Origin of the sequence: Litorivita sp. NS0012-18, assembly GCF_040371945.1 — a bacterium.
Classification (GTDB): Bacteria; Pseudomonadota; Alphaproteobacteria; order Rhodobacterales; family Rhodobacteraceae; genus Litorivita.
The window spans coordinates 507652-529515 of the sequence record NZ_BAABWS010000001.1 but is presented as its reverse complement, the minus strand read 5'-3'; the positions used below and the strand labels follow the sequence as shown (position 1 = coordinate 529515).

General features: G+C 60.7%; 24 protein-coding genes. All 24 read left to right on the top strand.

Features of this window, described 5'->3' with window-relative positions; genetic code table 11:
• The first annotated feature begins 87 nt into the window (after positions 1-87).
• Entirely contained in the window at positions 88-777 is a 690-nt protein-coding gene (locus ABWV64_RS02540) for a glutathione S-transferase family protein (protein ID WP_353342703.1), read from the top strand.
• Between the two features lie 220 nt (positions 778-997).
• Positions 998-1666, top strand: a complete 669-nt coding sequence (locus ABWV64_RS02535) for a glutathione S-transferase family protein (RefSeq protein WP_353342702.1) — start codon at positions 998-1000, stop codon at positions 1664-1666.
• 179 nt (positions 1667-1845) lie between these two features.
• Positions 1846-2703, top strand: coding sequence for a hydroxymethylglutaryl-CoA lyase (locus tag ABWV64_RS02530; RefSeq protein WP_353342701.1), 858 nt, complete (start codon positions 1846-1848; stop codon positions 2701-2703).
• A gap of 592 nt (positions 2704-3295) precedes the next feature.
• Positions 3296-3661: an NADH-quinone oxidoreductase subunit A gene (locus ABWV64_RS02525; protein WP_110795272.1), complete on the top strand. Its 366-nt coding sequence runs from the start codon at positions 3296-3298 to the stop codon at positions 3659-3661.
• Positions 3652-4185: a NuoB/complex I 20 kDa subunit family protein gene (locus ABWV64_RS02520; RefSeq protein ID WP_353342699.1), complete on the top strand. Its 534-nt coding sequence runs from the start codon at positions 3652-3654 to the stop codon at positions 4183-4185. Before ABWV64_RS02525 ends, ABWV64_RS02520 begins: the two co-directional genes overlap by 10 nt.
• 3 nt (positions 4186-4188) lie before the next feature.
• Complete coding sequence (locus ABWV64_RS02515; protein ID WP_353342698.1) at positions 4189-4794, top strand: NADH-quinone oxidoreductase subunit C; 606 nt, start codon at positions 4189-4191, stop codon at positions 4792-4794.
• Positions 4794-6017, top strand: a complete 1224-nt coding sequence (locus tag ABWV64_RS02510; protein ID WP_353344472.1) for an NADH-quinone oxidoreductase subunit D — start codon at positions 4794-4796, stop codon at positions 6015-6017. Before ABWV64_RS02515 ends, ABWV64_RS02510 begins: the two co-directional genes overlap by 1 nt.
• 113 nt (positions 6018-6130) lie before the next feature.
• Positions 6131-7510 (top strand): NADH-quinone oxidoreductase subunit NuoE, encoded by a 1380-nt coding sequence (nuoE, locus tag ABWV64_RS02505; protein WP_353342697.1) that lies wholly within the window; start codon positions 6131-6133, stop codon positions 7508-7510.
• A gap of 16 nt (positions 7511-7526) precedes the next feature.
• Positions 7527-7745, top strand: a complete 219-nt coding sequence (locus ABWV64_RS02500) for a DUF5337 domain-containing protein (RefSeq protein WP_353342696.1) — start codon at positions 7527-7529, stop codon at positions 7743-7745.
• An 18-nt stretch (positions 7746-7763) separates the two neighbouring features.
• Positions 7764-9062, top strand: a complete 1299-nt coding sequence (nuoF, locus tag ABWV64_RS02495; RefSeq protein WP_353342695.1) for an NADH-quinone oxidoreductase subunit NuoF — start codon at positions 7764-7766, stop codon at positions 9060-9062.
• A 9-nt stretch (positions 9063-9071) separates the two neighbouring features.
• On the top strand, positions 9072-9584 hold the full coding sequence (locus tag ABWV64_RS02490; RefSeq protein WP_353344470.1) for a DUF3291 domain-containing protein: 513 nt from the start codon (positions 9072-9074) through the stop codon (positions 9582-9584).
• Complete coding sequence (locus ABWV64_RS02485) at positions 9581-9919, top strand: hypothetical protein (RefSeq protein ID WP_353342694.1); 339 nt, start codon at positions 9581-9583, stop codon at positions 9917-9919. The genes ABWV64_RS02490 and ABWV64_RS02485 overlap by 4 nt, the downstream gene beginning before the upstream one ends.
• A 125-nt stretch (positions 9920-10044) precedes the next feature.
• Complete coding sequence (locus tag ABWV64_RS02480; protein ID WP_353342693.1) at positions 10045-10449, top strand: DUF5333 domain-containing protein; 405 nt, start codon at positions 10045-10047, stop codon at positions 10447-10449.
• Positions 10450-10455: 6 nt separating this feature from the next.
• Positions 10456-12474 carry an NADH-quinone oxidoreductase subunit NuoG gene (gene nuoG, locus ABWV64_RS02475; RefSeq protein ID WP_353342692.1) on the top strand — a complete coding sequence of 673 codons (2019 nt, stop codon included), beginning with the start codon at positions 10456-10458 and terminating at the stop codon, positions 12472-12474.
• A 14-nt stretch (positions 12475-12488) separates the two neighbouring features.
• Positions 12489-12884 carry a YNQ4 family lipoprotein gene (locus ABWV64_RS02470; protein WP_502902635.1) on the top strand — a complete coding sequence of 132 codons (396 nt, stop codon included), beginning with the start codon at positions 12489-12491 and terminating at the stop codon, positions 12882-12884.
• A gap of 7 nt (positions 12885-12891) precedes the next feature.
• Positions 12892-13932 carry an NADH-quinone oxidoreductase subunit NuoH gene (gene nuoH, locus ABWV64_RS02465; protein ID WP_353342691.1) on the top strand — a complete coding sequence of 347 codons (1041 nt, stop codon included), beginning with the start codon at positions 12892-12894 and terminating at the stop codon, positions 13930-13932.
• A 2-nt stretch (positions 13933-13934) separates the two neighbouring features.
• Complete coding sequence (gene nuoI / locus ABWV64_RS02460; RefSeq protein WP_353342690.1) at positions 13935-14429, top strand: NADH-quinone oxidoreductase subunit NuoI; 495 nt, start codon at positions 13935-13937, stop codon at positions 14427-14429.
• A 94-nt stretch (positions 14430-14523) separates the two neighbouring features.
• Positions 14524-14928, top strand: a complete 405-nt coding sequence (locus ABWV64_RS02455; RefSeq protein ID WP_353342689.1) for a carboxymuconolactone decarboxylase family protein — start codon at positions 14524-14526, stop codon at positions 14926-14928.
• Positions 14925-15533: an NADH-quinone oxidoreductase subunit J gene (locus ABWV64_RS02450; protein WP_353342687.1), complete on the top strand. Its 609-nt coding sequence runs from the start codon at positions 14925-14927 to the stop codon at positions 15531-15533. Before ABWV64_RS02455 ends, ABWV64_RS02450 begins: the two co-directional genes overlap by 4 nt.
• A 61-nt stretch (positions 15534-15594) precedes the next feature.
• Positions 15595-15900: an NADH-quinone oxidoreductase subunit NuoK gene (gene nuoK, locus ABWV64_RS02445; RefSeq protein ID WP_110795259.1), complete on the top strand. Its 306-nt coding sequence runs from the start codon at positions 15595-15597 to the stop codon at positions 15898-15900.
• Positions 15901-15905: 5 nt separating this feature from the next.
• On the top strand, positions 15906-18080 hold the full coding sequence (gene nuoL / locus ABWV64_RS02440) for an NADH-quinone oxidoreductase subunit L (protein WP_353342686.1): 2175 nt from the start codon (positions 15906-15908) through the stop codon (positions 18078-18080).
• Positions 18080-19624, top strand: coding sequence for an NADH-quinone oxidoreductase subunit M (locus ABWV64_RS02435; protein WP_353342685.1), 1545 nt, complete (start codon positions 18080-18082; stop codon positions 19622-19624). Before nuoL ends, ABWV64_RS02435 begins: the two co-directional genes overlap by 1 nt.
• Before the next feature lie 15 nt (positions 19625-19639).
• The gene (nuoN, locus tag ABWV64_RS02430; RefSeq protein WP_353342684.1) at positions 19640-21076 is read left to right on the top strand and encodes an NADH-quinone oxidoreductase subunit NuoN; all 1437 of its coding nucleotides are present in this window, start codon (positions 19640-19642) and stop codon (positions 21074-21076) included.
• Positions 21066-21857 carry a biotin--[acetyl-CoA-carboxylase] ligase gene (locus tag ABWV64_RS02425; RefSeq protein WP_353342683.1) on the top strand — a complete coding sequence of 264 codons (792 nt, stop codon included), beginning with the start codon at positions 21066-21068 and terminating at the stop codon, positions 21855-21857. The genes nuoN and ABWV64_RS02425 overlap by 11 nt, the downstream gene beginning before the upstream one ends.
• Positions 21858-21864 lie beyond the last annotated feature (7 nt).

Sequence of the window (21864 nt, the reverse complement as noted above, 5' to 3'; positions counted from 1 at the left end):
CGTCGCAAGCCGCGGGCGGGGCAAAGCGTTGCGCGGCGCAGGCGGCTTTGCCACAGTCCGGCGCAACACATAAGAGGGAGAGAGACCATGACCGACACATTGACGCTGCACCATGTGCCTGCCTCGCGCAGCTTTCGCATTATCTGGCTGATCGAGGAGATGCGCGCTGCGGGGGTGGATTTGCCCGCGCTGCAGATCGAGACCTATGCCATCGCCGACGGCTCCTTGCGCCGCGCCGAATTCCTGAGCCGCAGCCCTGCGGGGCGGGTGCCGGCGCTGGATGTGGACGGGGTGAGCCTGTTCGAGAGCGGCGCGATCATCGAATACCTGTGCGAGCGCCATCCCGAGGCGCAACTGGCCCCCGCGCCGCGCACGCCCGAACGCGCGGCGTTTTTGCAATGGCTGCATTTCGCCGAGACCATGGCCAACCTGATTGCCAATATGAACATGCAATATCTGTTCCTGCGCGATCCCGCGATGCGCAGCCCGACGGTGCTGAAGATGGAGGCGCGGCGGCTTGAGGCCTGTATCGGCGCGCTGGAAGCCGGATTGGCGGGGCAGGAGTGGCTGCTCAAGGGCGGGTTCTCGGCGGTCGATTGTATGCTCGGCTATAACCTCTCGGCGGCGCCCTATTTCGTCAAACTGGACGCCTATCCCAACGTGCGCGCCTATTTCGCCCGTATGGAGGCACGCGAGGCCTATCAAGCCGCGCGCCGCCAAGACGGGCCTTCGGCCTTCTACAAACGCGATTTCTATGCGCCTGATGACACGCAATAGGGCGCAAGGCGATCAGGCTCAGCGTGAGGGCATGGCCATGGGGTATGGCGCGCGGGCGGCGCGCGCGCATCCCCGAGCGCGGCCTTGCCGGACTATGGGGCGCATCTGGCGTGGGGGGCTTGGTTGCGCCTGACCTTGGGGCACTTTATAAGACCCGCTTTCTTGGCGCCTCGACGGGTGCCTGACAGCATCTGATGGCGATGGGCCACGAGGAGACGATATGATCACGCTACACCATGTGCCGCAAAGCCGCTCGATGCGGGTGCTTTGGCTCTTGGGGGAATTGGACCTGCCGTTTCAAGTGGTCAGCCACGGGTTCGACAAAAGCCTGCGCGACCCCGAATACCTCTCGGTCAGCCCCGCTGGGCGTGTGCCCTCGCTGGAGATCGACGGCGAGCGGATGTTCGAAAGCCTCGCCATCGTGCATTACCTGTGCGAGCGGTTTGCTCAGGCGCCGCTTTATCAAGGGCCAGGGGATATCGACCGCATGGCATGGCTGGTCTGGGTCGAGTTTGCCGAGACCATCAGCCAGCACGCCGCCAATCTGACCCAGCAGCATATCGCGCTGCGCGAGGATCACATGCGCTCGGCCACGGTGATGCAGATCGAGGCCAAGCGGATCGAGAAATGCTATAGCGCCATCGAGGCGCGGCTTTCGACGCCGGTGGAGAACCGTGACTATCTGCTCACGGGGGGCTTTTCGGCGGCGGATGTCTGCACGGGGCAGGCGGTCTATATGGCGCGCCACTTCGCCCCGATCGAACCCTTTCCCGAGCTCAGCGCATGGTATGCGCGCATCACCGAACGCCCCGCCTTCCAAGCCAGCCTGCCGCAAGAGGGCGCGGGCCGGATTTTCGCCAAGGAGTTCTATCCCGCTTGGGAAAGCTGAGCGGCGCTTTGCCTATCGCTGCGGCGCGCTGGGCCTAGGGCCGCTTCTCGCGCGGCGGACGCGGGGGGCGCGGGGGGCAAGGACGAAGGGCGAGGGGCGAAGGGCACGGCGGCGCGAAAGATCGCAGGCAGGGTGACACAAGGCGGCAAAGGCGCAGCGCAAAAGAGGGGAGCATCGCCATGGGCGAGTATGTCGAGATTTTTGAGATGGGTCCGCGCGACGGGCTGCAAAACGAAAAGCGTCCGATCCCGACGGCGCAAAAAATCGCACTGGTCGATTGCCTGTCGGGCGCGGGGTTCAAACGCATCGAGGTGGCCAGTTTCGTCTCGCCCAAATGGGTGCCGCAAATGGCCGATAGCGCCGAGGTTCTGGCGGGGATCACGCGGGCCGAGGGCGTCTCCTATGCGGCGCTGACCCCCAATATGCGCGGCTTCGAGGCGGCATTGGCGGCGCGCGCCGATGAGGTGGCGATCTTCGGCTCGGCCTCCGAAGGCTTCTCGCGCGCCAATATCAACGCCAGCATCGACGAAAGCCTTGCCCGTTTTGCCCCCGTGGCCGAGGCCGCCAAAGCGGCGGGCGTGCCGCTGCGCGGTTATATCTCTTGTGTTACCGATTGTCCTTATGACGGGCCGGTTGCCCCTTCTGCGGTGGCGCAGGTGGCGCACAAACTGCGCGCGCTGGGCTGCTATGAGATCAGCCTTGGCGATACCATCGGGCAGGGCCGCCCCGAAACCATCCGCGCGATGCTTGATGCGGTGCTCCAAGAGGTGCCGGCGGTGATGCTGGCGGGGCATTACCACGATACGGCGGGGCGGGCCTTGGACAATATCGGCGCGTCGCTGGAGGCGGGGCTGCGGGTGTTTGACGCGGCGGTGGGCGGTTTGGGCGGATGCCCCTATGCGCCGGGCGCGGCGGGGAATGTGGCGACCGAAGCGGTGGAGGCCTATCTGCGCAAGGCGGGATACGAGACCGGCCTTGACGGCGCGGTGATCGCCAAGGCCGCCGCCATGGCCCAAGCGATGCGCAGGGGCGATTGATCCGCGCGCGGGGCAGGGACGGGGACAGGGACGGGGACAGGGACGCAGGCAGGGGCAGGGTCGCGCAACGGCCAGAAACGGGTGGGGCTGCATGTCCGGCGCACGTCAGGTGGCATATCGGTCGGCGCATGGGTTGGCCATTGGTCGGCGGCTCTTGCGGTGTTTTGGCGCGCGGGTTTGCAGGGCGGCCTTGCGGTGCGGGTTTGCTTGCGGGTCTTGGGCGAATCCCTTGCGCGGCGCGGGGCGCGGCGGGCGCGAAATTAACCCTGCCTTAATCTTTGCCTTGCCCTTTGCGGCGCTTTTGGCCGCGAGAGAGCCGCCAGATTCGGCAAGTGTCGGAAAACTTGGTTAACTTTTACCGTGAAAACATCTTTTGCACAGGCACCGCTGAGGGCGGTTTTCGCCCGTGCCCGCGCGCTGTCATGCCTTGTTTTTGGGGCTTTGTGAACAAACGTATACGGCGCGCAATCTTTATGAATTCAGGCTTTTGAATATGTCCGACTTTGGTTGACCCTGCCAAGGGGCAGGAGTAAACCACGAGGCAGCTAAGCAGCCAGTTGATGCGCCCCCGCGCGCATGAAAGGAGCCACTCATGGAAGAGATGCTGAAGGAATACCTTCCCATCCTCGTCTTTCTGGCCATTGCCATTGCCCTTGGCCTTGTCCTGATCCTCGCCGCCATTGTCATTGCCGTGCGCAATCCCGACCCTGAAAAAGTGTCGGCCTATGAATGCGGGTTCAACGCCTTTGACGATGCGCGCATGAAATTCGACGTGCGCTTCTATCTGGTCTCGATCCTCTTCATCATCTTCGATCTTGAGATCGCCTTTCTCTTCCCTTGGGCCGTGGCCTTCAAGGATCTGAGCATGGTCGGATTTTGGTCGATGATGGTGTTCCTTGGCGTGTTGACCGCCGGATTTGCCTATGAATGGAAGAAGGGAGCGCTCGAATGGGAGTGATGACCGGAGCGAATACCGCGGGCGCCGACCGCGAGGTCGCCACGCAGGCGCTCAACGCCGAGCTGCAAGACAAGGGCTTTTTGCTCACCTCTGCGGAGGATCTGATCAATTGGGGCCGCACCGGATCGTTGCACTGGATGACCTTCGGGTTGGCCTGCTGCGCGGTCGAGATGATGCATACCTCGATGCCGCGCTATGACGCCGAACGTTTCGGCATCGCGCCGCGCGCCTCTCCGCGCCAATCGGATGTGATGATCGTGGCGGGCACATTGACCAATAAAATGGCCCCCGCCCTGCGCAAGGTTTACGACCAGATGCCCGAGCCGCGCTATGTGATCTCGATGGGGTCCTGCGCCAATGGCGGCGGCTATTACCACTATAGCTATAGCGTTGTGCGCGGCTGTGACCGTGTGGTGCCGGTGGATATCTATGTGCCCGGATGCCCGCCCACGGCCGAGGCGCTGCTGTATGGCATTTTGCAACTGGCGCGCAAAATCCGCCGCACCGGCACGATTGCGAGGTAAGCGATGAGCGAAGCACTCAAAGAACTTGGCGCGCTGATTGCGCTGAAGCGGCCCGATTGCGTGGTGGATTGGGCGGTGGCGCATGGCGAATTGACCGTCGATGTGGCCCCTTCGAGCCTTCCGGCGCTGGTCGAGTTTCTCAAGACCGATCAAAATTGCCGTTTCTCGTCGCTGGTCGATATTACGGCGGTGGATTACCCCGCGCGGGCCAAACGGTTCGACGTGATCTATCACTTCTTGTCGATGTATCAAAACCACCGCATCCGGCTGCGCGCCGCGATCCGCGAAGAGGATATGGTGCCCTCGATTGTCGATGTGCACCCTTCGGCCAACTGGTTCGAGCGCGAAGTCTTTGACATGTTCGGCATCCTGTTTTCCGGCCACCCCGATTTGCGCCGTATCCTCACCGACTACGGCTTTCGCGGCTATCCGTTGCGCAAGGATTTCCCGACCACGGGCTATACCGAAGTGCGTTACGACGACGAGTTGAAACGCGTGGTCTACGAGCCGGTGAAGCTGGTGCAGGAATACCGCCAGTTTGATTTCATGTCCCCATGGGAGGGTGCCGAATACATCCTTCCGGGTGACGAGAAGGAGGCAGCGAAATGATGGACGGCTCCAAATTTGACGACGGCAGCGTGGATGCGCTGAGCGGCGAGCAGAAAATCCGCAATTTCAACATCAACTTCGGCCCGCAGCACCCTGCGGCGCACGGGGTTTTGCGGCTGGTGCTGGAGCTTGACGGCGAGATCGTCGAGCGCTGCGATCCGCATATCGGCCTGTTGCACCGCGGCACGGAAAAGCTCATGGAGAGCCGGACCTACCTGCAAAACCTGCCGTATTTCGACCGGCTCGACTATGTGGCGCCAATGAACCAAGAGCACGCTTGGTGCCTTGCCATCGAGCGTCTGACCGGCGTTGAAGTGCCGCGCCGCGCCTCGCTGATCCGCGTTCTTTATTCGGAAATCGGCCGCGTTTTGAACCATTTGCTCAACGTCACCACCCAAGCGATGGATGTCGGCGCGCTGACCCCGCCCTTGTGGGGCTTTGAAGAGCGCGAAAAGCTGATGTTCTTTTATGAGCGGGCCTGCGGGGCGCGTTTGCACGCGGCCTATTTCCGCCCCGGCGGTGTGCATCAGGATCTGCCCGATGATCTGCTCGATGATATCGAGGAATGGGCGCTGGAATTCCCCAAGGTGCTGGACGATATCGACGGGCTGTTGACCGAAAACCGGATTTTCAAACAGCGTAACGTCAATATCGGTGTGATCACCGAGCAGGATATTCTCGATTACGGCTTCTCGGGCGTGATGGTGCGCGGCTCCGGCCTTGCATGGGATTTGCGCCGCGCGCAGCCCTATGAATGCTATGACGAGTTCGAGTTTGACATCCCCGTGGGCAAGAACGGCGATTGCTATGACCGTTACCTGTGCCGCATGGAAGAGATGCGTCAATCGACCTCGATCATCCGTCAGGCGATTGTCAAACTACGCGAGGCCACGGGCGATGTTCTGGCACGCGGCAAGATCACCCCGCCCAAACGCGGTGATATGAAAACCTCGATGGAGAGCCTGATCCACCACTTCAAGCTCTATACAGAAGGCTTCCATGTGCCCGCAGGCGAGGTTTACGCCGCGGTCGAAGCGCCCAAGGGCGAATTCGGCGTCTATCTTGTGGCGGACGGGTCCAACAAACCCTACCGCAGCAAAATCCGCGCGCCTGGCTTCTTGCATTTGCAGGCGATGGATCACGTGGCCACAGGTCACCAGCTGGCCGATGTGGCGGCGATCATCGGCACGATGGATGTGGTGTTCGGGGAGATCGACAGATGATGATGGGCTTCACTTTGACCGCAGCGGCTGGCATGGCCGCGCTGATGATGTGTCTGGCCGCTCCGAAGGCGCACCCCGCCACATGTTCGGCCAAGAAGAACGGATAAGACCAGATGTTGCGTAGGCTCCACCACACCCAACCCGACAGTTTCGCCTTTGCCCCCGCCAATCAGGCATGGGCCGAGGCGCAGATCACCAAATTTCCCGAAGGGCGTCAGGCCTCGGCGGTTATCCCCTTGCTTTGGCGCGCCCAAGAGCAAGAGGGCTGGCTGACGCGTCCGGCGATTGAACATATCGCCGATATGCTTGGCATGGCCTATATGCGGGTGGTCGAGGTGGCCTCGTTCTACTTTATGTTCCAATTGCAACCTGTTGGTTCTGTTGCACATATTCAGGTTTGCGGCACGACGTCCTGCATGATTTGCGGGGCCGAGGACCTGATCGCCGTGTGCAAGGAGAAGATCGCCGGCAAGGCGCATGAGCTGTCCGGCGATGGCAAGTTTTCGTGGGAAGAGGTCGAATGCCTCGGGGCCTGTGCGAACGCGCCGATGGCGCAGATCGGCAAGGATTACTACGAGGATCTGACCGCCGCGCGCCTGAGCGAGATCATCGACGAATTGGGCGCGGGCAAAGTGCCGGTTCCTGGACCGCAAAACGGCCGTTATGCCGCCGAGCCTGCCTCGGGCGTGACCTCTTTGGCGCAATATGTCGAAGGGCGCGCACAGTATAACGCCTCTGTCCAAGCCGCCGTTGATATCGGCGATACGGTCAAGCGCATCGACGGGACCGAAGTGCCCTTGGTGACCCCGTGGCAGGACGGCACGGGCAAATTGGGCGGCGCCTCTGCCGGATCGGTTTTGGAAGGCAAGGGCGGTAAGTCTGGTGCAGGCAGCGCCAAAGCGGCTGCGAAAACCGCCGCCAAACCCGCCGCCAAGGCCAAGGCCGACAGCACGGGCGCAACCAAACAAGAGGCGAAAGCCACCAGCAAAGCCAAGCCCAAGGCCAGCGCCAAGTCCGAGGCAAAGCCCGCTGCGACGAAAGATGCCGCGGCCACCAAAGGCGGCGTGAAGGCCAAGAAGGTCAGCGCCGCCGCTGCGAAGAAAGCCGAAGCGGCGCCGAAAACGGCGGCGAAATCGACGGCCAAAACCGCCGCCAAACCTGCTGCGAAAACCGCTGCTGCCGACAAAAACGCGCCGACAGGGGCGGGCAAAAAGCCGCGCACCATGAAAGCGCCGCGCAAGGCGGGGGCGGATGACCTCAAGCAGATCAAGGGCGTCGGTCCCAAGCTGGAGGCCTTGCTGCACTCTTTGGGCTTTTTCCACTTCGATCAGGTCGCCAAATGGAGCGCCGACGAGGTTGCATGGGTCGATGACCATCTTGGCACCTTCCGTGGCCGCGTGGCGCGCGACAACTGGATCGAGCAAGCAACAAAACTGGCCGCGGGCGAGGAGACCGAGTTTTCCGCCAAGGTCAAAAAAGGCGGCGTCTACTAAGGCGCTGGAGAGATAGATGAGCAAGCAAGAGCAACATCTGGCACGCAAGGGGCGCATGGCCGCCCTCGTGATTGCCGCGACGATGTTGCTTTGGATGGGGGCGCAGGTGCTCGGCGCGAAATTGGGGATGGAGGCGCGTTACCTCTTCCTCTTCGATTTCGCCGCCATTGCCGCCTTTATCTGGGTGTTTGTGGTGATCTATCAAATCTGGCGCGCGCGCCAAAAGACAACGTGAACGGGCGAGGATAGCCTTATGCTGAACGATCAGGACCGGATCTTTACCAATATCTACGGCATGCATGACCGCACGCTGAAGGGCGCGCAGGCGCGCGGCCATTGGGACGGCACTGCCGGTATCATCAAAAAGGGCCGCGATTGGGTCATCGACACGATGAAGGCCTCGGGGCTGCGCGGGCGCGGCGGTGCGGGCTTTCCGACGGGTTTGAAATGGTCCTTCATGCCCAAGGAAAGCGACGGTCGCCCCGCCTATCTGGTGATCAATGCCGACGAATCCGAACCGGGCACCTGTAAGGACCGCGAGATCATGCGCCATGATCCGCATACATTGATCGAAGGCGCGCTGATCGCCTCTTTCGCGATGAATGCCAACACCTGCTACATCTATCTGCGCGGCGAATATATCCGCGAGCGCGAGGCGCTGCAGACGGCGATTGACGAATGCTATGACGCGGGTTTGATCGGCAAGAATGCCGCCAAATCCGGTTGGGATTTCGATGTCTTCCTGCACCACGGGGCAGGGGCCTATATTTGCGGCGAAGAGACCGCATTGCTCGAAAGCCTTGAGGGCAAAAAGGGCATGCCGCGGATGAAGCCGCCGTTTCCGGCGGGCGCGGGGCTTTATGGCTGCCCGACCACGGTGAACAACGTCGAATCCATCGCCGTTGTGCCGACGATCTTGCGCCGCGGCGCGGAATGGTTCTCGGGCTTTGGGCGGGCGAATAACGCGGGCACGAAACTCTTCGCCATCTCGGGCCACGTCAACAACCCCTGCGTTGTCGAAGAGGCGATGTCGATTTCCTTTGAAGAGCTGATCGAGAAACATTGCGGCGGTATTCGCGGCGGTTGGGACAACCTCAAAGCGGTGATCCCTGGCGGCTCGTCGGTGCCTTGTGTGCGCGGCGAGAAGATGAAAGACGCGATCATGGATTTCGACTACCTGCGCGGCGAGCTGGGCTCCGGCCTTGGCACGGCGGCGGTGATCGTGATGGACAAAGAGACCGACATCATCAAGGCGATCTGGCGTCTGGCGAAATTCTACAAGCACGAAAGCTGTGGCCAATGCACGCCCTGCCGCGAAGGCACGGGGTGGATGATGCGGGTGATGGAACGTCTGGTCAAAGGCGAGGCCGACCCCGAAGAGATCGACATGCTGTGGGATGTGACCAAACAGGTCGAAGGCCACACGATTTGCGCGCTTGGCGATGCGGCGGCTTGGCCGATCCAAGGGTTGATCCGCAATTTCCGCGACGAAATCGAAGACCGTATCAAGGCGCAAAAGACCGGTAAGGTCAGCGCCGTGGCCGCAGAGTAAACCATCATGATGCCCAAGGGCCACCATATCGCGGAACTGAACATCGGGCGGCTTGTCGCGCCGGTGGATGATCCGCGCGTGGCCGAATTCATGGGCAATCTCGACCGCATCAACGGCATGGGCAAACGCATGCCGGGGTTTGTGTGGATGATGGAAGGATCGGGCGAGTCAGGCACCGGCAATACCGAAAACGCCATTGGCGGTGATCCGCAATCGGTGGCCAATCTGACGGTCTGGCAAGATGCGCCAAGCCTTGAGAATTTCGTTTGGAACACGGTGCACCGGCAATTCTACGCTCGCCGCGCCGAGTGGTTCGAAATTATGGGCGCGATGCATTTCGTGATGTGGTTCGTGCCCGAAGGCCATCGCCCGACGCTGGAGGAGGCGCTTGAACGGCTGGACCATCTGCGCGCCCATGGCGATAGCGCCGAGGCCTTTGGCTGGGACTGGCTGCAGGGGCAAAATATGGGCCTCAAGGGGCTTTGGAAGATGCACGGATGTGCGCAGGAGGAGGTTGCATGAGACACCCGATGATGATCGCGGCGGCCCTATGCGGGGCTTTGGCGCTGTCGGCCTGCACCTCGCCGTTCCAAAAGAACCGCACGGTGTTTGACGGGCGCAGCTATAAATCCAAACTCGATGTGTCCAAGGACGATCCGGCGGCGGTGATGGCCTCGGTCGGGGCCACGAGCGAGACTTTGGCCGGCGCGCGCGAGGCCGTGCGCCACCGCGCCACCACTCATTGCATCAAACAATACGGCAGCTCCGATATCGTGTGGGACATCTCCCCCGACGCCGAAGAGCCCAATATCGTCAATGGCAATCTGGTCGTGAAGGGGCGTTGCCTGGGATGGTAAGCACGTTGATACATAAGGGTTTTTCGCGCCGTTATTGCATAACAGCGGCGCAAACTCCCATCTGCATGGCAGATGGCGGGCGCAAATCCCTGCGCGCCGCCCTGCCACTGACAGGAGTATCTTTTATGCGTGTTATGACCACTATGATCCTTGCCGCCAGCCTCTCGATTGCCAGCGCCGCCGAAGCGCGCGCCGATCTGCGCAGCGAGAAAGACATCAACGACGGGCTTTTGGCGATCGGTATTGCCGACGAGATCCGCAAGAATTGCGCCGTCATCTCGCCGCGGATGATCCGCGCTTACCGCTATATGAACACCCTCGAAAGCATGGCCAAGGCGCGCGGATATTCCGACGCCGAGATCGAGGCCTATGTGACCAACAAGGCCGAAAAGGCCAAAATGCGCAGCCGCGGCGAGGCCTATCTCAAGGCCAAGGGCGTGCAGCGCAGCAATCCCGAAACCTTCTGCGATCTGGGCCGCGCCGAGATTGCCAGCAATAGCCGTATCGGCGCCTTACTGAAAGCAAAGTGAGACCCCATGTCTGACCTACGCAAGATCATTATCGACGACCAAGAGGTTGAAGTGGACGGGGCGATGACCCTGATTCAGGCCTGTGAGCAGGCGGGCGTGGAAGTGCCGCGTTTTTGCTATCACGAGCGTCTGTCCATCGCGGGCAATTGCCGCATGTGCCTTGTCGAAGTGGTCGGCGGCCCGCCCAAACCGGCGGCCTCCTGCGCGATGCAGGTCAAGGATTTGCGCCCTGGTCCCGAGGGGCAACCGCCCGTGGTGAAAACCAATTCGCCGATGGTGAAAAAGGCGCGCGAAGGGGTGATGGAATTTATCCTCATCAACCACCCGCTCGATTGCCCGATTTGCGATCAGGGCGGCGAATGCGACCTGCAAGATCAGGCCATGGCCTACGGCATTTCCGAGACGAGGTTCAAAGAGCCAAAGCGCGCGGTGGATGACGTCAACCTCGGCCCGCTTGTGGGCACGGCGATGACGCGCTGTATTTCGTGCACCCGCTGCGTGCGTTTCACCACCGAAGTGGCGGGCATCACCCAGATGGGCCAGACGGGCCGCGGCGAGGACAGCGAGATCGTCTCCTATCTGAACCAGACGCTCGACAGCAATATGCAGGGCAATATCATCGACCTGTGCCCCGTCGGCGCGCTGACCTCCAAGCCCTATGCCTTTACGGCGCGGCCTTGGGAATTGAGCAAGACAGAGAGCATCGATGTGATGGATGCGCTGGGATCGAACATTCGCGTCGATACGAAGGGGCGCGAAGTGATGCGGATTTTGCCGCGCAACCATGACGGCGTGAACGAGGAATGGATTTCCGACAAGACCCGTTTCGTTTGGGACGGGCTGCGCCGCCAACGGCTTGATACGCCTTATATCCGCGAGAACGGCAAGCTGCGCAAAGCCGGATGGGGCGAGGCGCTCGGCGCCGCCGCCGCCGCCATGAAGGGCAAGAAAATTGCCGGTCTGGTCGGTGATCTGGCCCCTGTCGAGGCGGCTTTCGCGCTCAAGCAAATGATCACCGGTTTGGGCGGGTCGGTCGAATGCCGCACGGATGGCGCGAAATTGCCAGCGGGCAACCGTTCGGCCTATGTGGGCACGGCGACGATCGAAGACATTGATGACGCTCAATATATCATGTTGATCGGCACCAACCCGCGCGACGAGGCGCCGGTGCTGAACGCGCGGATCCGCAAGGCATGGACCAAGGGCGCCAATGTCGCCTTGATCGGTGCGGCGGCGGATTTGACCTATGACTATGTGCATATGGGCACGGATCGCGCGGCGCTCGACAAGCTGACCAAACATAAATTCACCGACATCAAAGAGGTGCCATCGGTCGTCATCGTCGGGCAGGGCGCCTTGCGCGAGGCCGACGGCGCGGCGGTTCTGGCCGCTGCGATGGATGTGGCCGAGAAAACCAACGGCAAGCTTCTGGTTCTGCATAGCGCTGCCGCGCGCGTCGGCGCGATGGATGTGGGGGCGGTGACCGAAGGCGGTCTGGACAAGGCCATCGAGGGGGCCGAGGTGATCTATAACCTTGGCGCCGATGAGGTCGAAATCGCGGCAGGACCCTTTGTCATCTATCAAGGCAGCCATGGCGACCGCGGGGCGCATCGCGCCGATATCATCCTGCCTGCGGCGGCCTATACCGAAGAAAACGGATTGTTTGTGAACACCGAAGGGCGCCCGCAATTGTCGATGCGCGCCGGTTTCGCACCCGGTGAGGCGAAAGAGAACTGGGCGATCTTGCGCGCCCTGTCTGCCGAAGCGGGCGAGGCTTTGCCCTTTGACAGCCTTGCACAGTTGCGCACGGCGCTGGTCGCGGCGGTGCCGCACCTTAAGGGCGTGGATGAAGTGGCTGAAAACGTTTGGGAAAAGCTGCCCGCAGGGGCGCTTGGACTGGCCGATTTCGTCCCCGCGATCAAGGATTTCTACCTCACCAACCCGATTGCGCGCGCCAGCCAGTTGATGGCCGAACTGTCGGCCAATGCCGCCGCGCGCGGCAAAGAGGCTTTGGCCGCAGAGTGAGATATGGCGCGTCCATAAAGCCGGCGCTTGGCGCGCTTGGGCTGATGGCGGCGCTCGGGGCTTGTGCGCCCAGCGGTCAGGATGTGTCGCGGGCCGCGCCCGCGCCGCAGTATCTGGGCATCGAAACACAGCTTCTCGATGGTGATCTGGTCAATTTTCAGGTCGCCATGCGCGGGGCAAGCGGGCGCGCCGATGTGGCGCAGTTTGCGCAATGTGCGGCGGCGCAATACACGCTGATCCGTGGCTACGGATTTGCGCGTCATTTGCGCACCAATGTGACAGAGCAGGGTGGCCTGTGGCGGGGGGATGCGATTTATACCATCTCGCCGGCGCTGCCCCGCGGATTGAAAACGATCGACGCGGAAGTCGTCGCTGCGCATTGCGCGGAAAATGGAATACCGGCGGTATGAGGACCTGATGGCTGACTTTTTTACCACGACCACCCTTGGAATGGGCCTGCTGATTGTAGGTCAGGTTCTTTTGATCGTCCTGCCGCTTCTGGTGGCGCTGGCGTTCTTGATGTATGCGGATCGCAAGATCTGGGCGGCGGTGCAGATGCGGCGCGGGCCCAATGTGGTCGGCTTTTTCGGCCTGATGCAGAGCTTTGCCGACTTCCTCAAATATATCGTCAAAGAGGTGGTTTTCCCTGCGGGCGCCGACCGTGTGGTTTTCTTGCTCGCGCCGATGGTCAGCCTTGTGATGGCGCTCATCGCTTGGGCGGTGATCCCCTTCAATGACGGTTGGGTTTTGTCCAATATCAACGTGGCGATCCTTTATGTGATGGCGGTCTCCTCCTTGGAGGTCTACGGCGTGATCATGGGCGGTTGGGCGTCGAACTCGAAATACCCTTTCCTCGGCTCCTTGCGCTCTGCGGCGCAGATGATTTCCTATGAGGTCTCGATCGGGTTGATCATCATCGGCATCATCATCTCGACCGGCTCGATGAATTTCTCGGCAATCGTCGGCGCGCAGGACGGCTCTTATGGTCTGTTCTCGTGGTATTGGTTGCCGCATTTCCCGATGCTCTTCCTTTTCTTGATCTCGGCGCTGGCCGAAACCAACCGCCCGCCGTTTGATTTGCCCGAAGCGGAATCGGAATTGGTCGCGGGGTATCAGGTGGAATATTCCTCGACGCCCTTCTTGTTGTTCATGATCGGCGAATTGGTCGCGGTTGTGTTGATGTGCGCGCTGACCACCTTGCTGTTCTTTGGCGGCTGGCTGTCGCCGATCCCCGGTTTGCCCGATGGCATCTTGTGGATGATCGGCAAAATGCTCTTTGTCTTCTTCATCTTCTCGATGGTGAAGGCGATCACCCCGCGCTACCGCTATGACCAGTTGATGCGGATCGGTTGGAAGGTCTTCCTGCCCATGTCGCTGTTCTGGGTCGTTCTGGTGGCCTTCCTTGCAAAATTCGAAGCTTTCGGCGGTGCCTATGCCCGCTGGGCGATTGGAGGCTGATCATGGCTAATGTCGATTATCGCCGCGCGGCCGGATATTTCCTGCTGACCGATTTCATCAAGGGCTTTCGCCTTGGTTTGAAATACTTTTTTGCGCCCAAAGCGACGCTGAACTATCCGCATGAAAAGGGGCCGTTGAGCCCGCGGTTCCGCGGCGAGCATGCGCTGCGCCGCTATCCGAACGGCGAAGAGCGCTGCATCGCGTGTAAATTGTGCGAAGCCGTCTGCCCCGCGCAGGCGATCACCATTGACGCCGAGCCGCGCGAGGATGGCTCGCGCCGCACCACGCGCTATGACATCGATATGACCAAATGCATCTATTGCGGGTTCTGCCAAGAGGCCTGCCCCGTGGATGCGATTGTCGAGGGGCCGAATTTCGAATTCTCGACCGAGACCCGCGAAGAGCTGTTTTACGACAAGGAAAAGCTGCTTTCCAATGGCGAGCGGTGGGAATCCGAGATCGCGCGCAACCTCGAGATGGATGCGCCTTACCGATGAGCCTGTTTTCGCCTCATACCTGCGCAAGCCTGCCCGCCTGCACCGCCCCGCGGGGCGGCGGCCGGTGCGCGCCGTGCCAAAGAAAGGCGATCCGATGACTGGCAAGACCCCGTTCGAATTGATGATGGAGCAGGCCCAGGAGATGGCCAAAGCCTTCAATCCGGCGCTCGAAAGCTTTTCGCCCAAAGGGTTTGAAACCCTCTGGCCGACGATGCCCAAAGAGATGATGGAATTTGCCTTTGGCAAGGGGATGAGCAAGGACGGGCTGGATGCGAAAACCCGCCTTTTGCTCACGCTTGCGGGGCTGACGATGCAGGGCGCGCAAAGCGATACGCAGGTGCGCATGACCGTGCGCCACGCCATCGAGGCGGGCGCCACCAAAGAAGAGATCGCCGAGACCATCGCGCAAATGTCGATGTTCGCAGGCATACCCGCCATGACCCGCGCCATGGATCTTGCGCGCGATGTGATGGCAGACAAAGAGGAAGACGAGACATGACGGTTGCGGCATTTGCCTTTTATCTATTCGCGATCTGTGCGGTTCTGGGTGGCTTGTTCACCGTCATCAGCCGCAACCCTGTGCATTCGGTGCTGTGGCTGATCTTGGCCTTCCTCTCCTCTGCGGGGCTGTTTGTGCTGATGGGGGCCGAATTCGTCGCCATGCTGTTGATCATCGTCTATGTGGGCGCGGTCGCGGTGCTTTTCCTCTTTGTGGTGATGATGCTGGATGTGGATTTCGCCGAGCTGCGGGCGGGCATGGCGCAATATATGCCGCTGGCCCTGCTGATCGGGGTGGTGATCTTGATGCAGTTCGGCATGGCCTTTGGCGTGTGGGAAAGCGCCGAAGGGGCGCAGGCCGCGCGCGAGGCCGTGGCGCCGGCGGATGTGGAAAACACCGCCGCCTTGGGCGCGCTGCTTTATGACAAATACTTCTTGTTGTTCCAATTGTCGGGGCTGATCCTTTTGGTCGCGATGATCGGCGCGATCGTTTTGACCCTGCGCCACCGCAAGGACGTCAAACGCCAGAATGTGCTCGAGCAGATGTGGCGTGATCCGGCGCAGGCCATGGAACTCAAGAATGTGAAACCGGGGCAGGGGCTTTGATGAGACGCAAAACCTTAACCGAGCCAATGAACGCGACGAGATATGACCGCGAGGGACGAACATGATCGGAATTGAACATTATCTGGCAGTGGCTGCCGCGCTTTTCGTGATCGGGATTTTCGGCCTGTTCCTGAACCGCAAGAATGTGATCATCTTGCTGATGAGCATCGAATTGATGCTGCTGGCGGTGAATATCAATCTGGTGGCTTTCTCTTGGTATCACGGCGATCTGGTCGGGCAGGTGTTCACGCTCTTCGTGCTCACCGTTGCCGCCGCCGAGGCCGCGATCGGCCTTGCGATCCTTGTGAGTTTCTTCCGCAACCGTGGCACCATCGCGGTTGAAGACGTCAATGTGATGAAGGGCTAAGAGATATGGTCACGACAATTCTTTTTGCGCCCCTCATCGGGGCAATCATCGCGGGCTTTGGCTGGCGGACGATTGGCGAGAAGGGCGCGCAGTATCTGACCACCGGTCTGCTGTTTCTGGCCTGTTTGCTTTCGTGGATCACGTTTCTGACCCTCGGCACCGAGACGCAGCACATCCATATTCTTGACTTCATCCAATCGGGCACGTTGGAGACCTCTTGGGGCATCCGCCTTGATCGGTTGACCGCCATCATGCTCATCGTGGTGACCAGCGTTTCGGCGCTCGTGCACCTCTATTCCATGGGCTATATGGCGCATGACGACAATTGGGGCGAGGGCGAGCATTACAAGGCGCGTTTCTTTGCCTATCTGTCGTTCTTCACCTTTGCTATGCTGATGCTGGTGACCTCCGACAACCTTGTGCAGATGTTCTTTGGGTGGGAAGGCGTGGGCGTGGCCTCCTATCTTCTCATCGGTTTTTACTACAAAAAGCCGTCGGCCAATGCCGCCGCGATCAAGGCCTTTGTGGTCAACCGTGTCGGCGATTTCGGCTTTGCGCTTGGGATCTTCGGCCTGTTCTACATGACCGACAGCATCCGCTTTGACGATATTTTTGCCGCCGCGCCCGCTTTGGCCGATGCGACGATCACCTTCCTTTGGACCGACTGGAATGCGGCGAACCTTCTGGCCTTCTTGTTGTTCATCGGTGCGATGGGCAAATCGGCACAGCTTTTCTTGCACACATGGCTTCCCGACGCGATGGAGGGCCCGACGCCTGTGTCGGCTCTGATCCACGCGGCGACCATGGTGACGGCGGGGGTTTTCCTTGTCTGCCGCATGTCGCCCTTGATGGAATATGCGCCCGAGACTTTGGCGTTTATCACCTTCCTCGGCGCCTCGACGGCCTTTGTCGCCGCGACCATCGGTTTGGTGCAAAACGATATCAAACGGGTCATCGCCTATTCGACCATGTCGCAGCTTGGCTATATGTTCGTGGCCGCAGGCGTGGGCGTCTATTCGGTGGCGATGTTCCACCTTTTGACCCACGCGTTTTTCAAGGCGATGCTGTTCCTTGGCGCAGGCTCGGTGATCCACGCGATGCATCACGAGCAGGACATGCGTAACTATGGCAACCTGCGCAAGAAAATCCCCTATACGTTCTGGGCGATGATGATCGGCACATTGGCGATCACCGGCGTTGGTATTCCGCTCACGACCATCGGTTTTGCCGGTTTCCTGTCCAAAGACGCGATCATCGAGAGCGCCTATGCGGGCACCGATGGCGGCTATGCCTTTTGGATGCTGGTTGTGGCTGCGGCCTTCACCTCTTTCTATAGCTGGCGCTTGATGTTCCTGACCTTCTACGGCGAGGCGCGCGGCGACAAACATACCCATGAACACGCCCATGAAAGCCCCATGGTGATGTTGGTGCCGCTCGGCGTTCTGGCGCTTGGCGCGGTCTTCTCGGGCATGGTCTTCTATGGCAGCTTCTTTGGTGATCATGACAAGGTGAACCGTTTTTACGGTATTCCCGCGCATCACGCCGCCGAAGAGGGCGGGCATGGCGCGGCCGACACCCATGATGGTGCGGCCAAGGACGAGGCGCATGGCGACGACAGCCACGCAGCAGCCGATACCCATGCCAAGGCCGAAGACAGCCACGGCACTGACAGCCACGCCACCGACAGCCACGCCAAAGACGGCGCCATGGCCCATAGCGGCGCGGCCCCGAAAGGCGCGATCTATATGTCGCCGGACAACCATGTGATGGATGACGCGCACCATAGCCCCAAATGGGTCAAGGTCAGCCCCTTCATCGCCATGGTTTTGGGCTTTATCACCGCCTATTGGTTCTACATCGTCAATCCCGCCATGCCGCGCAAATTCGCCGAGGCCCAGCGGCCGCTCTATCTGTTCCTTCTGAACAAATGGTATTTTGACGAAATCTATGACGTGATCTTTGTCAAACCGGCCTTTGCGCTCGGGCGGTTCTTGTGGAAACGCGGCGATGGCAATGTCATCGACGGCTCGATCAACGGCGTGGCCATGGGCATTGTGCCCTTCTTCACCCGCCTCGCGGGACGGGCACAGTCCGGCTATATCTTTACCTACGCATTCGCCATGGTCATCGGGATTGTTGTCCTGATCACATGGATGTCGCTCACCGGAGGGGCGGAATAATGGATAACCTTCTTTCCATCGTCACCTTCCTGCCGGCCTTGGCGGCGCTGATCCTTGCGGTGTTTTTGCGCGGCTCGGACGAGGCGGCCAATCGCAATGCGAAATGGGTGGCTTTGATTGCCACGGCGCTGACCTTCCTTGTGTCGCTGTTCATTCTGGCCGAATTCGACGCCTCCAACACCGGTTTTCAATTCGTTGAAGAGCGCGCGTGGGTGGCGGGTCTGACCTATAAAATGGGTGTGGACGGAATTTCGGTTCTGTTTGTCCTGCTCACCACCTTCATGATGCCGCTGGTGATTGCGGCAAGCTGGGGCGTCGAGAGCCGCGTCAAGGAATATATGATCGCCTTCTTGCTGCTCGAGACGCTGATGCTTGGCGTCTTTATGGCGCTTGATCTGGTGCTGTTTTATGTGTTCTTCGAGGCGGGCCTTATTCCGATGTTCCTGATCATCGGCATCTGGGGCGGGGCGAACCGCATCTATGCCTCGTTCAAATTCTTCCTCTACACCTTCCTTGGCTCGGTCTTGATGCTGGTGGCGATGGTGGCGATGTATGCGGATGCGGGCACGACCGATATTCCGACGCTTTTGACCCATCAGTTCGGCTCCGAGAGCTTCTCGCTCTTCGGGATGCAGATCGTCGGCGGGATGCAAACCTTGCTCTTCCTCGCCTTCTTCGCCTCGCTGGCGGTGAAAATGCCGATGTGGCCGGTGCACACTTGGTTGCCGGACGCGCACGTGCAGGCCCCGACCGCAGGTTCGGTGGTTCTGGCGGCGATCCTTTTGAAAATGGGCGGCTACGGCTTCTTGCGCTTTTCCTTGCCGATGTTCCCCGTGGCCTCCGAACTGCTGGCGCCGCTGGTGTTCTGGATGTCGGCGATTGCCATCGTTTACACTTCGCTGGTGGCGCTGGTGCAAGAGGATATGAAAAAGCTCATCGCCTATAGTTCCGTCGCTCATATGGGCTATGTGACCATGGGGATTTTCGCGGCCAATCAACAAGGCGTGGATGGCGCGATTTTCCAGATGATCAGCCACGGCTTTATCTCCGGCGCGCTCTTCCTCTGCGTGGGCGTGATCTATGACCGGATGCACACCCGCGAGATCGAGGCCTATGGCGGTCTGGTGAACCGGATGCCGGCCTATGCGCTGATCTTCTTGTTCTTCACCATGGCCAATGTCGGTCTGCCTGGCACCTCGGGTTTCATCGGCGAATTCCTTGTTTTGATGGGGATTTTCCAAGTGAACACTTGGGTTGCTCTGGTCGCGACCTCGGGGGTGATTTTCTCGGCGGCCTATGCGCTGTGGCTCTATCGCCGCGTGATGCTGGGCGATCTGATCAAGGAAAGCCTCAAAACCATTCGTGAGATGAATTCGCGCGAAAAGGCGATCTTTGCGCCGCTCGTGGTCATGACGCTTTTGCTCGGGGTTTATCCCGCGCTTGTCACCGACATCATCGGCCCCTCTGTCGAGGCGCTGGTATCCAACTATGACACGGCTGTTGCCCACGCCCCTGCGGCGGGTGGCATGGCCGCGTCCCACTGACGGGAGCCCTGAGACATGATCCAGGCTGATCTGAATACAATCGCGCCGGAAATCGTTTTGTCTGTCTATGCCATGGTGGCATTGGTGGCGGCGGTCTACACCGGCAAAGACAAGATCGCGGGGCTTTTGGTCTGGCTGACGGCGGGGCTGTTTGCGCTCATTGCGGCGTGGATCGGCTTTGGCGGCTCGGGCACGACACAGGCCTTTGGCGGCATGTTCGTCGATGACGCTTTCTCGCGCTTTGCCAAGGTGACGATCTTGCTGTCGGGGGCGGCGGTCTTGGTCATGGGCCAAGAGTATATGTCGCGCCGCGGGATGTTGCGGTTCGAATATCCGATGCTGGTGGCGCTTTCGGCGGTCGGCATGATGATGATGGTTTCGGCAGGGGATCTGATGGCGCTTTACATGGGGTTGGAGCTGCAATCGCTCGCGCTTTATGTGGTTGCCTCCTTGCGCCGCGACAGCGTGAAATCCACCGAAGCGGGGATGAAATACTTCGTCCTTGGCGCACTCAGCTCGGGCTTGTTGCTTTACGGCGCCTCGCTCACCTATGGCTATACCGGCACGACGCTTTTTGCGGGGATTATCGACGCGGCCAGCGGCGATGCGCCTTTGGGGCTGTTGTTCGGCCTCGTCTTTGTCACGGCGGGTCTGGCCTTCAAGGTCTCGGCGGTGCCGTTCCACATGTGGACGCCCGATGTCTATGAGGGCGCGCCGACCCCGATCACCGCGTTTTTCGCCACCGCGCCGAAAATGGCCGCGATGGGTTTGATGGCGCGGGTCTTGCATGACGCCTTCGGCGGCGTGGTGGGCGATTGGCAACAGATCGTCGCGCTTTTGGCGGTTTTGTCGATGTTCCTCGGCGCGGTGGCCGCGATCGGGCAAACCAATATCAAACGTCTGATGGCCTATTCGTCGATTGCCCATATGGGCTTTGCCTTGATGGGGCTTGCGGCGGGCACGGTCTTGGGTGTGCAGGCTTTGCTGATCTATATGGCGATCTATGTGACGATGAATGTCGGCGCCTTTGCCTTCATCTTGACCATGGAGCGCGACGGCGAGCCGGTGACCGATATCAAGAGCCTCAACCTTTATGCGCGCAGCCATCCAGGCCGTGCCATGGCGGTGCTGTTCTTGATGTTCTCGCTGGCGGGCGTGCCGCCCTTCTTGGGCTTTTTTGGCAAATTCTACGTGTTGCGCGCCGCTTATGAGGCGGGTCTGGGATGGCTGGCCGTTGCCGGTGTGATCGCCTCGGTGATCGGGGCCTTCTACTATATCCGCATCGTTTACTACATGTATTTCGGCGAAGAGGGCGCGAGCCTTGATGCCAATAAATCGCCCGTTCTTTGGGGGATTTTGGTGGCCTGCGCTGCGATCATGTTGATCGGATCGGCGTGGATGTTCGGGGTCGAAGGCGCAGCGGCCGCAGCGGCAGCCACTCTTGTCAACTGACCCGAATGTAGCGGCCCCCGAGGCCGCAGGGCCCGATTGGCCCGAAGGCTACGGGCGGCGTATTTTGGCACAGGTCGATAGCACCAATGCCGAAGCCGCCCGCAGAGCTGCGCAACTGTCCGGTCCCGAATGGATTTTGGCCAAATCGCAAAGCGCCGCGCGCGGGCGGCGCGGGCGCGTATGGGCGATGCCCGAGGGCAATTTCGCCGCCACTTTGGTGATGCGCCCCAATGAGACCCCCGATAAGGTCGCGCTGCGCAGCTTTGTCGCCGCCGTCGCCTTGGACGAGGCCTTTTGCGCCGCCACGGGGCGCAGCGATATTTTCGCGCTCAAATGGCCCAATGACGTTTTGCTCAATGGCGGCAAGGTCGCCGGTATCTTGCTCGAAAGCGCGGGCACGGCGGGCGGGGCGGTGTCGCATATCGCCATCGGCATCGGCGTCAATCTGGCCGCCGCACCCGACGCGGGCCAAGTCGAAGAGGGGGCTTTGCGCCCCGTCAGCCTTGCGGGCGAGAGCGGCACGCGCATCACCCCCGAGGCGTTTTTGACCCTGCTCGCCGCCGCCTATGCCCGCTATGAGCAGCAGTTTCGCGATTATGGCTTCGCCCCGATCCGCGCCGCATGGCTGGCGCGCGCGGCGCGGCTGGGCGAGCAGATCACCGCCAAAACCATGCGTCATACCCAAAAGGGGCGCTTCGAGACGGTGGACGAGAGCGGCAATTTAGTTCTATCCACAGACACCGGCCGCCAAACCATCGCGGCGGCCGAGGTATTCTTCTGACGGAGGG